The sequence below is a fragment of the Eggerthella sinensis genome (assembly GCF_003339815.1).
Taxonomy (GTDB): Bacteria; Actinomycetota; Coriobacteriia; order Coriobacteriales; family Eggerthellaceae; genus Eggerthella; species Eggerthella sinensis.
The window spans coordinates 1-12,393 of the sequence record NZ_PPTT01000049.1 but is presented as its reverse complement, the minus strand read 5'-3'; the positions used below and the strand labels follow the sequence as shown (position 1 = coordinate 12,393).

General features: G+C 66.8%; 8 protein-coding genes. 5 read left to right on the top strand and 3 right to left on the bottom strand.

What is annotated here, in order from left to right:
• Positions 1 to 54: 54 nt before the first annotated feature.
• The gene (locus C1876_RS16865; protein WP_244910192.1) at positions 55 to 1,875 is read right to left on the bottom strand and encodes an FAD-dependent oxidoreductase; all 1,821 of its coding nucleotides are present in this window, start codon (positions 1,873 to 1,875) and stop codon (positions 55 to 57) included.
• 323 nt (positions 1,876 to 2,198) lie between these two features.
• On the opposite strand from C1876_RS16865, the gene C1876_RS16860 reads away from it, so the two are divergent.
• Positions 2,199 to 3,707, top strand: coding sequence for a LuxR family transcriptional regulator (locus tag C1876_RS16860; protein ID WP_114547882.1), 1,509 nt, complete (start codon positions 2,199 to 2,201; stop codon positions 3,705 to 3,707).
• Here C1876_RS16860 and C1876_RS16855 read toward each other — a convergent pair.
• Both C1876_RS16855 and C1876_RS16850 read right to left on the bottom strand, forming a co-directional pair.
• Positions 3,704 to 5,164, bottom strand: coding sequence for a helix-turn-helix domain-containing protein (locus C1876_RS16855; RefSeq protein WP_244910191.1), 1,461 nt, complete (start codon positions 5,162 to 5,164; stop codon positions 3,704 to 3,706). The two genes, C1876_RS16860 and C1876_RS16855, sit on opposite strands and share 4 nt — an antisense overlap.
• 84 nt (positions 5,165 to 5,248) lie before the next feature.
• A complete protein-coding gene (locus C1876_RS16850) occupies positions 5,249 to 7,066 on the bottom strand; it encodes a flavocytochrome c (RefSeq protein ID WP_114547881.1) in 1,818 nt (605 codons plus the stop codon).
• A gap of 363 nt (positions 7,067 to 7,429) precedes the next feature.
• Here C1876_RS16850 and C1876_RS17680 point away from each other — a divergent pair, with 363 nt between their 5' ends.
• The 4 genes from C1876_RS17680 to C1876_RS16835 all read left to right on the top strand — a co-directional run bounded on the left by C1876_RS17680 (position 7,430) and on the right by C1876_RS16835 (position 12,363).
• Entirely contained in the window at positions 7,430 to 8,038 is a 609-nt protein-coding gene (locus tag C1876_RS17680; RefSeq protein ID WP_158544735.1) for a hypothetical protein, read from the top strand.
• A 125-nt stretch (positions 8,039 to 8,163) separates the two neighbouring features.
• Positions 8,164 to 10,941 (top strand): molybdopterin-containing oxidoreductase family protein, encoded by a 2,778-nt coding sequence (locus C1876_RS16845; protein WP_158544734.1) that lies wholly within the window; start codon positions 8,164 to 8,166, stop codon positions 10,939 to 10,941.
• Positions 10,931 to 11,563 (top strand): 4Fe-4S dicluster domain-containing protein, encoded by a 633-nt coding sequence (locus C1876_RS16840; protein ID WP_114547879.1) that lies wholly within the window; start codon positions 10,931 to 10,933, stop codon positions 11,561 to 11,563. Before C1876_RS16845 ends, C1876_RS16840 begins: the two co-directional genes overlap by 11 nt.
• On the top strand, positions 11,563 to 12,363 hold the full coding sequence (locus C1876_RS16835) for a dimethyl sulfoxide reductase anchor subunit family protein (RefSeq protein WP_114547878.1): 801 nt from the start codon (positions 11,563 to 11,565) through the stop codon (positions 12,361 to 12,363). Before C1876_RS16840 ends, C1876_RS16835 begins: the two co-directional genes overlap by 1 nt.
• The last annotated feature ends 30 nt before the right edge of the window (positions 12,364 to 12,393 follow it).

Below are 12,393 nucleotides of genomic sequence, written 5' to 3'. Positions count from 1 at the left end.
GGCTTGGGGAGGGGGTGCGGGCGTCGCGTGGGGCGACGCCCGCGAGGGGGATGCTTAGATGTCGAGGCTCGGGATGGTGCTTTCCGCGTCGCCGCCGGCGGCGTTGATGCCGGCGATGCGGCCGAACGTCACGCAGCGACCGTGGCCGATGCCCGGCACGTACGTGGGATAGTCGCCCGCGCCGAAGAACTCGCCAGCGGCCGAGCCGCACACGTACAGGCCCTCGATCGGCTGGTCCTCGGCGTCGAGCACCTGGCAGTCGACGTTCTGACGCAGACCGCCGCACATGGTGAGCAGGCTGGCCACCAGCTTGCCGGCGTAGAACGGCGGCTCGAGCACCTTGCCCATCACCTCGGGGCGTTTGCCGAAGTCGAGATCCTTGCCCAAATCGCACAGCTCGTTGTAGCGGTCGACCGTAGCCTTGAGGTTCTCGGCCGGAACGCCCATTTTCTGCGCGAGCTCTTCAAGCGAGTCGGCCTTCAGCGTCTGGCCCTTCTCCACCTCGCCTTCGAGCACGATCTGCTGCGCCTCGAGGTTGTACTCGCCGCCCACGGGCTGCGTGAGCTGACCCCACTGCAAGCCGCCGCCCAAACCGGCGTCCATCTGCGCCTTCACCTGCTCAAGGCCGTGCGCGTCGTAGATGGTCCACGCGTCCTTCTGCGTCTGCAGCGCCTTCGTCACGCTCTTCGACTGGGTGTTCACGTCCTCGTTCTTGAAGCGCTTGCCCTGCCAGTTCACGTGGAGGAAGCCGTAGCTTGCCGCGCCGAAGTCGAGGTGCATGACGGCCGCGTGCGGCTCGGACTTCTGCATGGCCGCGCCGGCCCAGATGGCCTGCTTGTGCATGTCGCCCGTGTCGCAATCGGGCGGGTTGTAGAAGCGGCCGTCCATGGCGTAGGCGGTCATGGGCGAATAGTACTGGAACATCTCGTCGTCGGCGGCGTAGTCGCCCGAGGCGATGACGACCGACTTCGCGTTGATCTGCGTGTACTCGTCCTTGCCGGTGGCAACGATGGCGCCGGTCACCGGGCCGTCGCCCTCGCGCACCAAGCGCTCGCTCTTCGTGTTCCAGCGAATCTCGCCGCCCATCTCGGCGATGGTCTCGTACAGCGCCGGCACGAGCACCGCGTTGCCGTACACGTCGCCCACGCCCGAGCCCTGGTAGAACGTGAAGTTGATGGTTTCCTCGTACTTGTCGGCCTGATAGAAGATGTGCGTGACCGGGTACTCGGTGTAGTCGGGGCCCTTGTAGTAGCCGTCCCACAGCAGCGCTTCGAGGTTCTTCTTCGTGGCCAGATCGTAGAGCCAGTCGAAGCACGCGCCGCTCTTGTGCGCGAACTCCCACAGCAGCGGCTCCTTGACGCGGCCCTGCGCCCAGTTGATCCAACGGCGCACGACATTGTTGTAGTCGGGCTCTTCGAGCAGGCCCTGCTCCGTGAGCCCCTGCTGCACCTTCGTGTGGAAGCCGGCGATGTGCACGCCGCGCGCGACCACCGTCTCGGGGTTCTTGTCGATGGTGATAACCTTCTTGGCGCCCTCTTCAAGCGCCGCGATGCTCGCGCAGCACCCGCCAAGGCCGGCGCCGATCACCAGCACGTCGCAGTCTTCGGTGTTCTTGATCTTGTCGCTGGCGATGGCTTCGGGCGCGATCTCCCACGAGTGCATGCCGGCAACGTCGGGGCCGGCCGACGCGCCGCTCTCGGCAACGGGCATGCCCTCAACGGCAGCAGCGCCGTCGGAGCCGCTTGCCGCCTTGCCCGCATCCGCGGACCCCTGCGGGGCGCACCCCGCCAAGCCCGCCACGGCCGCACCCGCGATGGCGGTGCCGCCGAGGCCCAGGAACGCTCGACGCGACAGACCTTGCTGTTCTTCCTTCATGATTCCCTCCATTCCCTTAGGTGCAGGACGCGACGCCCCTCCGCCCTCGCCCGACGGCGAGCGGCGGCCGCAACCGCCCTGCGCACGGCTCTTCCTCCGCGCTGCCCCGACCATAGATCGAACCTCGCAGGTCATCATCCCGTCGACAGGGGGAACTTTGGCCTCCCCCCGTGATTTCCCCCTACCTGGGGGATGCCAGGTAGGCGCGCGGCGCGGCAAAAGGTGAGGCGCTCGCGTATAATCTCCTGCGGGGATGAGAGCCGGATTTCGCCGTGCGCGTCAGGTGCGCACCGGGGAGTTCCGCGTCACGCAGGGGAGGATGCATGACACCGTCGTTGCGCAAAGAATTGTGGCGTACGCCCGACTTGCTGGGGTTCGCGGCGCATTGGACCTGGATCTGGTGCGTGTTCTGGAGCGCGCTGTTCTACGCCGAAGGCACGTCGCTCGGCTCGCCCATCGCGCTCGAGCCGCTGTGGGTGACGTCGCTCATGGCGAACGTGGTGACCATCGCCTTTCTGCTGCTGCTTTCCTATGTGCGGAATCCGTTGTCGGACGTGCGCGGCCTGCCGCAGACGGCCGGCGTGCTCACGGCGCTCGGCACCGCCGCGCTGTCGCATCCGTCGCTCATGGCGACGGGCGACGCGGCCGCCATTGTGTACCTGACGGGTTCGCTGCTCACCGGCGTGGGAAGCGGCATCGTGGTCATGCTGTGGGGCGAGCTGCTGGCCTCGCTCGGGTCGCAGCGCACGGTGAACTACAGCGTGATAGCGGTGCTGCTGGCCGCGGTTGCCTACCTGCTCATACGCCTGCTTCCCATCGACGTGGCGCAGATGATCGTGGCGCTGCTGCCGCTCGTCAGCATGGGATGCTTCATCCATTTCAAACGCAGCGTGCCGCGCCCGCCCCGGGCGATGCGCAACCTGCGCGTGCAGGAGAAACCGCCCGTGCGCATGATGGTGATCGCCGTGTTCTTCGGCGTGTCGTTCGGCGCCATGAAAGGGCTCATCGCGCCCGTCGGCGACGACTGGATCGGCGTGCGCGACCAGCTGAACATCATCGCCATCGTGGGCGGCGCGCTGGCCGTGTTCGTCACCACGAGCGTGTACAAGATGGACTTCGACCACCTCACCTACCAGATTGCCCTGCCGCTCATGGCGGCGGGCTTCCTGTTCCTGCCGCTGCACGAGCCGTGGAACGTCATCGGGACGGCCGTGCACCAGTTCGGCTACCAATACTTCTACATCGTGCTGTGGGCGCTGTGGCCCGTGCTGGCCTCGCGCGGGCGCGTGCCCACCGGCTGGATCGTGGGCTGGGGGCTGCTGTCCATTCAGCTCGGGCAGTTCGTGGGCTCCCTTGCGGCCTCCATCGCGCTCACCGTGGTGGGCAGCGACCTGGGGATGGCCATGCTGTCGGCCGGCATCATCTTCGTCATCCTCATCATCGCGCTGTTCGCCATCGGCAACGGATCGGCGAACACGGGGTGGGGCTTCGTGAAGCCCATGGAGGAAGCCGACGCCACGTCCGACCTCGAGAAGGCCGGCACGCGGCTGGCCCGGCGCTGCCGCCTGTCGCCGCGCGAGATCGAGGTGTTCTTCTTGCTGGCGAAGGGGCGCAACCGCGCCTACATCCGCGAGGAGCTGGTCATCGGCGACGAAACGGTGAAGAGCCACGTCAAGAGCATCTACCGCAAAACCGAGGTGCACTCGCAGCAGGAGCTCATCGACCTGCTGGAACGGGAAAGCGGTGAGGGGGGGGTAGGCCTGGCTAGCGCGGCGCGGCGCGGGACGGCGCGGCGCCGCGTGGCGCGGGACGGGACGTACCCGGCGAGCTAGCTTTGCTCGTCGAGGGCTTCCAGCAGCTCGAGCAGCTCTTCGCGGTTGGCGGTTTTCGTCTTCGCGTAAATGTGGTTCAGGTGCGTCTTCACGGTGTTCTTCGAGATGAACAACTGCTTCTCGATGTAGGCGCCCGTGTGGCCCGTCGCCCAGATGGCCAGCACCTCCTGCTCGCGCGGCGACAGCTTGTAGCGCGCCGCGGCCAGGCACACGCGCGCCTCGAGGTCGCGCTCCCCCGTCGGTCGCGCGAAGCCCGCGCCCGCCTTGCCGGCCACCGGCGCGCCGATGATGACGAGCAGCGCCACCATGAGCGAGATGAGGATGGCGATGGTCACCGTCTCCTGCGTGGGCAGCGCATCGGCCGCGAACTGCCCGAGCACGCTGCCGCCCCACTGCGCGAACCGCATGAGCGCCAGGCACAGCAGCGCCGACAGCCCATCCTTGATGATGGAGTCGATGAGCAGGAACCACACGAGGTACTTCACCAGCTCGGCACCCACGAGCGCGATGCAGAACGTGGACGTGCCGCCGAGCGGGTCCACCGACGCCGGCACGAGCGCAGCGATGCCCATGAGAGGAAACGCCAGGTAGAACGCCAGCAAAGCGTTCTTGCGGTAGAAGCAGAACGCCAGCGCGATGGCGATGAGGCAGCCGAGCGCCGGAATGCCGGCCACGGCCACATGCCCCGCGCCCGAGGCGGCCAGCCCGCCCATGACGCCGCCCATGCGCGTGGCGCCGTAGCTGAAGTAGGCCAGCGCGATAGCCACGATGAGCTTCCACGGAATGCTGGGCAGCAGCTCTTTGAGGCGCGCCTTCGAGGCCTCGCGCGCTGCGGGCACCTGGTGCACCGCGCGCAGCAGCAGCGCGTACGCCCCGAACGGCAGCAGCGCCGACACCACGAGCGCCACAAGGGCTGGCAGCAGCGAGATGACGGCGAACAGCACGAACCCCGCGAGGTACGCGAGCCCCGCGCACAGCGCCGTGCGCCCCACGCCTTGCACGCTCAGGCGCTCTTCCCACCCCAGGCGCAGCGTGCTGCCCAAGCCGCTCAGCGCGAAGCCCACCCACAGCCATCCCATGGGCGCTTCCTGGTAGCCCACGAGCGCGGCCACCACCACGGCCAAGCTGGAGATGAGGGCGAACGCGCCCAGCAGCACCTTGCGCGTGCGCAGGGGCGCGGCCTTGCGCACCGACAGCACCAGCAGCAGCGCCGTGAGCGCGGTGAACACGCCCTGCACGGCGAACAGGTTGCCCATGGGAGCCGCCTCGAACACGTCGCCGAACAGCAGCGCACCGTTCCAGAACACGAAGCTCCACGCGATGTAGCAGGCCAGGCCCAGGCTATCGAGCAGCGCCGTGCGATCGATCATGCGGATAGCCGACGCCGCGCCCGCGTTCGAAGCAGGGCTGCAGGGTTCTTCCGTTGTAGACGCGTTGAATCGCATGACCCGCATCATAGAGGAATGCGCTCCTTCTGCCAACCGCGCGCGGGCCCCGCTCGAAAGAACGGGGCCCGCGCTGAGGGGAGGGAGGAGGGTGGGTTAGGCGAGCGCCGCCGCGTTCGCGCCGGCTACGCGGCCGAACACGAACACGTCGGTGATGGAGCAGGAGCCCAGGCGGTTCGTGCCCATCTTGTGGCCCGCCTGCTCGCCGGCCGCGAACAGGCCGGGGATGGGCGCGCCGTCGTTGTCGAGCACCTGCGCATCGGGGTTGATGTGCAGGCCGCCCATGGTGTAGTGCACCGACGGCTTGTAGGCCAGGATGTAGTACGGGCCGCCCTCGATGGGGTTGAGCGTCGCGCGGTAGTTGAAGTCGGGGTCGGCGCCGTCCTTGCAGTAGCCGTTCCACGTCTCGACGGTTTTCTCGAGCTCGGCGGCGTCGATGCCGAAGGGCTCGCAGGCTTCGGCGATGGTCTCGCCCTTCACCAGCTGATTGCGCCCGAACAGGCCGTCCATCTCGGCCGCGTTCACCGTGGCGATGTCGGTGGCGTCGAGGCCTTCCTGGTTGAAGATCATGTAGCCGATGCCGTCCGTCTGCTCCTTGATGGCGTTCGAGATGACGTCGCGGCGCTCCATCTCCTCGACGAAGCGATCGCCTTCCTTGTTGATGCAGATGGCGCGGTTCTCCAGGCGCATGTTGCCCACGTACAGCAGGGCGCCCGTCTGCGTGTCGCACGTGGGGTACGTCTGGATGTACTGCATGTCGATGAGGTTCGCGCCGATCTTCTCGGCCATGAGGTGGCCGTCGCCCGTGGCGCCCACCGAGTCGGTGGACAGGATCTTCTCGTCCATCTCGGGGTTGTACTTCATGCGCATCTCGACGTTCGAGCCGAAGCCGCCGGCGGCCAGAATCACGGCCTTGCTCGTGAAGTCGTAGGTTTCGCCCGTGGCGGTGTTCGTGGCCTTGAGGCCCACGACGGCACCCGACGCATCGGTCACGAGCTCGTCGGCCTTCGTGTTGCGACACACCGTGAGGGTTTTCAGCGCCTCGGCGCGCTTGTCCAGCTTGCAGATGATGCCGCTGCCTTCGTTGCCCTCGGGGATGAGCGAGCGCGACACCGAGTGCCCGCCGAAGAAGCGCTGGTAGGGCTGCCATGCCACGCCGCCCTCGAAGATGAGCCACTCCATGGCGTTGTACGCGCCCTGGCAGATGACGTTCACCAGCTCGGGGTCGCCCACGTTGTCGCCGCCGACGATCATGTCCTCGGCCATCTTCTCCACGCTGTCGTCGATGCCTTCCTTGACCTGGAACCAGTTGCCCGGCACGGCCATGGCGCCGCCCGACAGGATGGTGTCGCCGCCCGTGATGCCCAGCTTCTCCAGCAGCACCACCTTCTTGCCGGCTTCGGCCACGGTGAGCGCCGCCGCGTAGCCCGCGCCGCCGGCGCCCACCACCACGACGTCGACGTCGGTCTCAAGTCCCTCGGGCGCCTGCGGCACCGCCTTGTCCCGCTTCTTCCACTCGCTCGCCTTCATGCCCGAGGCGTCGATGGCGTCGGACACGGCGCTCAGAAACGCCATGCTCGACACGGTTGCGCCCGACACGGTGTCCACGTTGAGCGTCTGATGCTCCACGATGAGGTCGCTCAGGATGTCGATGCCGGCGGTGCCCACGCCGTACGACTCGCGCGACTTGAGGATGTTGATGCGGGCGATGGCGTCGCCCTCGGTGATGACCTCCACGCTGAGCTCGCCGCCCTTGCCGTTCGACGTGCCCGTCCACGACTGGGCGCCCTCGCCCGTCACGCCCGACGCGGCCGCCGCCTCGCCCTTCGGCGCGCAGCCGGCAAGCGCCAGCGTGCCGCCGAGCGCGGCGATGGCGCCGCCCGTGATGAAGTTCCTGCGAGAAAGATTCGACATGGTTCCCTCCTTGATAGTGCTGCTGATCGATTCCCCGAAGTTCCCGCTTCGGTGCCCCCGATCCTACGCAGCCGGCCCCATCCGCACATCACCGCAGAGGTTTGAACCGCCGAGAAACGCCCCCGCACCACCCTCAAACCTCAGGGGTGATGCCCCCGACCTGGGAGGATGAGGTTCCTTTCTTAGCCTTGAACCAGAATAATCCTGACGTCGCGTGATGGGAGGACTAGTCCTTTTGTGACCGTTGGGAATCGTCTCGTCCTCGACGAGAAACCTCCTTTTCCGGTCATGCGCCCTTCCCGTTTCCCCGCCTACAATCACGGCGAGGTTTCAAGGAGGACGACCGAACCAAGGGGGCTCATCGTGACGAACGATCTGATCGAACACAATCCGCTGTTGAAGGCATCGCTGCGCACCATGCTCGCGCTGAGCGCGGCGCATCCGAACGCCGACCGCCGCACGCTTGAAGAGCAGGCGCTCGCGCAGTGGGACGACGCCTGCCGGCAAAGCCCCGCCGCAACCGTCGACATCCTCGTGCGCAACGGCGCGCTCGTCCAGCACGTGTTCGTGGACGACGCGCTGTACGACGGCACGCTCGAAGACCTGCAACTCGACGAGGCCGTCGCCGAAGATGCCGCGGCCGAGTCGCGCATCGCCCTCACAGACGTCGGCCGCGAGCTGCTGGATGCCTACGCGCCCGAAGCGACGCTGCGCGCGCTCATCGACGGCAAGCCGCACTATCGAGCGGCGTTCACCGCCGTCCTCGCGGCATGCAACGCCGAAGAAGGATGCAGCCGCGCGAACCTCGAAGCCGTGCTCAACGCGCTGCCCGAGCTTGCGCCCGATCCCACCACGCAGCAGACCCGCGTCTACCCGCAGTTCTTCATCGACGCGCTCGAGTCGGCCGGCGGCATCGCATGGCAGGGCGCCTGGCGCACCACCGACGCAGGCAAGGCCCTCATCGCGGCGTAAGCGCCAACCGCATCGGCCACGCCGCGGGGACGCCCGAGGCTTTCCGAATAGCACCACGCACCATGCACTACGCACTACGCACCATGCACTCAGCACCACACACGGACGAGAAGGGAAGGAACGTTTTGGCTACTACAGATATCAGCAGACGCGGCTTTGTGAAGCTCGGCGCCTTTGCTGCTGCCGCTGCCGCCATGAGCGGCTCGGTGGGCACCAACCTGGTGCACGTCGAGCCAGCCGTCGCAGCGGAATCGGGCGAAACGCAGAAGATCAGGACGCTCTGCCGCGCGTGCCTCAACAACTGCGGCATGATCGCGCACGTGCGCGACGGCAAGGTGATCAAGCTCGAAGGCGACCCCGACGACCCCATGAACAAGGGCGCCGCCTGCGTGAAGGGCCTCGCCGGCATCCAGGCACTGTACAACCCCAACCGCATCAAGTACCCCATGAAGCGCCAGGGCGAGCGCGGCTCCAACGAGTGGGAGCGCATCTCGTGGGAGCAGGCCATCAACGAGATCGCCGACGTGATGTGGGAGTACTACCAGAAGGAAGGCCCAAAGAGCCTCGTGTGCTCCACGGGCGGCGGCGGCAACCCGCAGTTCTTCTCGCCGGCGCGCTTCCTCAGCGTGTGGGGCGGCGGCAACTTCTTCGAACCCGGCTGCGCGCAGTGCTACCTGCCGCGCAACCACATGGAGTTCTGCCTCAACGGCACCGCCGACACGTCGCTTGCCGACGGCCCCGTGACCGAGGTGTACCTGCCCGACTGCCAGACCAAGACCTACGTCATGTGGGGCGTCGGGCCGTCGTACCACGGCACCGGCTCCACGGGCCGCGCCGTCACCGAGCTGCGCAACAACGGCATGAAGTCCGTGGTCATCGACCCGCGCCTCACCCCCGACGCCGCGCGCGCCGACGTGTGGCTGGCCATCCGCCCCGGCACCGACGTGGCGCTCATGCTGGCCTGGATGCGCTACATCATCGACAACAAGCTGTGGGCGCAGGACTTCGTGCGCGAATGGACGAACCTGCCCTTCCTCGTGAACGAGGACACGCGCCTCACCTACCGCGCGAGCGAGCTCGACCTCGGCGGCGAGGACGAGTACGTGGTGTGGGATCAGAACACGAACAGCGCGAAGGCCATGCCCTACCCCTTCGACGACAGCCTCGACCCGGCCATGTTCGCCGGCGAGGGGAAGTTCTTCGAGCTGCCGAACGGCGCGAAGGCCCGCACGGCGTTCGACCACATGTGGGAGAGCTGCAAGGACTACACGTTGGAGAAGGCCGCGGACATCTGCTGGCTCGACGCCGACGAGATCGAGCAGGCCATCAACATCTACGTGGAAGGATGCCCGAACGCCGGCATCTCGCTGGGCGTGGCAACCGACCAGGCGCGCAACTCGGCTCAGGCCGCGCAGGGCGACGCCATCCTCGACATCCTCATGGGCTGCATCCGCACCCCGGGCGCCATCGTGCAGAACCGCCCCTGCTACGTCGAGCCGTGCAACTACGTCGTGCAGCCGTTCGGCCTGCACCATCCCGACCACCCGCTGCGCATGCCCGAGGAAGAGGCCAACGCGCGCCTCGGCTACACCGAGCACAAGGGCCTCGGCCACTGGCTGGCCTCGCACATCCCCACCGTGCTCAAGGCCATCGAAACCGGCGAGCCGTACCGTCCGCGCATCTGGATCGAACGCAGCGGCAACAAGCTGGCCATGATCGGCAACGCGACGCGCTTCTACAACGCCATGATGACCACCGATCTGAACGTGCACATGTACATGCACTGGACCACCACGAGCGTCTGCCTGGCCGACTACGTGCTGCCCACCGCCGAGTGGCTCGAGACGAACTACGCGCAGGACCGCCTGAACACCTACGGCATCCGTCGCGCCACCACGCAGCTCTACGAGGCCGTGGACGAGTGCATGCACTGGTCGTGGCTGGCGAAGGCCCTGGCCGACCGCGGGCATCAGCGCGCCATCGACTCGTTCGACCCCGAGGTGGCCGGCAAGTTCTACGGCACGTACTGGAAGACCTACGAGGAGTACATGGACTACGTCGGGTACTTCGTGGGCAGCTTCTACTACGGCACCGAAGATTGGGACTGGAAGACGTTCGAGGCGCAGGCGCCCTCCGAGTACCAGACCATCGAAGAGTACGCCAACAAGTCCTACGACAGCCACCTGCTCGACGACGAGGAGAACCCCGGCAAGCCCGCGGGCTTCAACACCACGTCGAAGCGCTGCGAGCCCTACTTCGACGGCAACATCCTGCTTGGCAACACGGGCGCCATCGACGGCTCGGGCTCCATGGAGCCGGCGAAAGACGTGTTCCCGCTCTCGGACAACTACAACCCGCTGCCGTACTACCTCGAGCCGCACGAGTCGCCCCTCACCGACACCGAGTACCCCTACGTGCTCACCCAGGGCCGCCTGCCGTTCTTCCACCACGGCACGCTGCGCAACACGCCCTACACGCGCGAGATGTACCCCTACCCCGAGACGTGGATCAACCCCGAAACGGCGAAGGAGCTGGGCGTCGAAACCGGCGATTGGCTGTGGCTGGAATCGCGCCGCGGCAAGACGCAGGGCCGCGCCCGCGTGACGAAGAGCGTGGCGCCGAAGGTCATCTACCAGGAGCGTTACTGGAACCCGGAGCTGCTGGACTCGGACGACCCCAACCGCGCATGGCAGGTGATGAACATCAACCTGCTCACCCAGAACAACGATGAGTGCCCCTTCAACGACGTGTACGGAACCTACACGCTGCGCGGCATCACCATCAAGATCACGAAGGCAGACGGCGCGCCCGAGGGCGTGTGGATGGACCCCGAGGACTTCACCCCGTGGCTGCCCGAACCGTCGGAGAACACCGGAGGAGGTAATGCCGTCTATGTCGCGTAATTGCATCGTCATCAACCTTGACCGCTGCATCGGGTGCTATGCCTGCGAAGTGGCGTGCAAGATGGAAAACGACGTCGCCCTGGGCGAACGTTGGAACAAAGTGGTGCAGGTGGAGCCGTACGGCGAGTTCCCCCACGTGTCCACCTACTGGCTGCCGGTGATGTGCCAGCAGTGCGAGGATTCCCCGTGCACGCACGTGTGCCCCACGGGCGCATCGTACCGCGACGAGGCCACCGGCATGGTGCTGGTGAACAAGGAAAAGTGCATCGGCTGCAAGTACTGCATGATGGCCTGCCCCTACGGCGTGCGCTCGTGGAACAAGCAGCAGAAGGTGGTGGAGAAGTGCACGCTGTGCAACCACCTCACCTCCGCCGGCGAGAAGCCCGCATGCGTGAAGAACTGCTGCGGCCAGGCGCGTTTCTACGGCGACCTCGACGACCCGTCCTCCGACGCGTCGAAGGCGCTCGCCGCGGCCGACCCCTCCGCGGTGCACTACCTGCCCGACGCCGGCAACCATCCGCAAACCGCCTACATCTTCTCGTCGAAGTTCGGCGCGTGGCGCGGCGGCGACCTGACCCAGGCCGGAAACCTGTACATGACGACTGAAGGGAGCGTGGACTAATGGAAATCCAATGGGCCCTGGTCCTGTTCACCGTCATCAGCGGTGCCGGCGCGTGGCTGTTCGCATGCTCCATGCTGGGGCATCTGCTGAAGAAGGCACCTGAGACGTCCAAGATGGAAACCGTCGTGGCGTTCGTGCTGCTGGCCGTGGGCGGCTGCATGTCGGTGCTGCACTTGAGCCATGTCGACCGCATCCTGGAAGCGCTGAACCATCCGACGTCCGGCATCTTCATCGAGGCGGCTATGATCGGCGTGCTGTGCCTCATCCTGGCCGTGTACTTCATCATGCTCATGCGGGGCACGTCCGAGAAGGCGCGCACCGTCGTGGGCATCCTGGGAATGCTGCTGGGCGTGGTGTTCACGTACGCCTGCGGCTCGTCCTACATGATGGAAGGGCGCCCGGCGTGGGAGACCATCGCGCTGCCGCTCGCCTACATGGGCACGGCCGCCGCTGCGGGCGCGGGCCTCAACCTGCTGCTCAAAGGCGTGCAGAAGCAGGGTGACGAAGCCGTGTCGCTCGCCGGCCTGCTGAGCGTTGCCGGCGGCGTGCTGGGCGGCGTGCTCGCCGCGGCGTTCTGCATCGCGGCCGGCGTGGGCGTTGATCTCTGGACGATCGCGCTGTTCGCGGGCATCGTCGTGGTGATCGTCTGCGGCGCCGTGGTGTGGAAGAAGCCGTCGAACGCCGTGGCCCTCGGCGCGCTCGCCTGCGCTGCCGGCGTGATAGCCGCCATCGCGCTCCGCGTAGCCATGTGGCTCGTCGGCACGCCCTTCATGGACTTCTTCTTGATGGCGCTGGAGTAGAAAAGCACTGGCACACCCCTCCCCTTATCC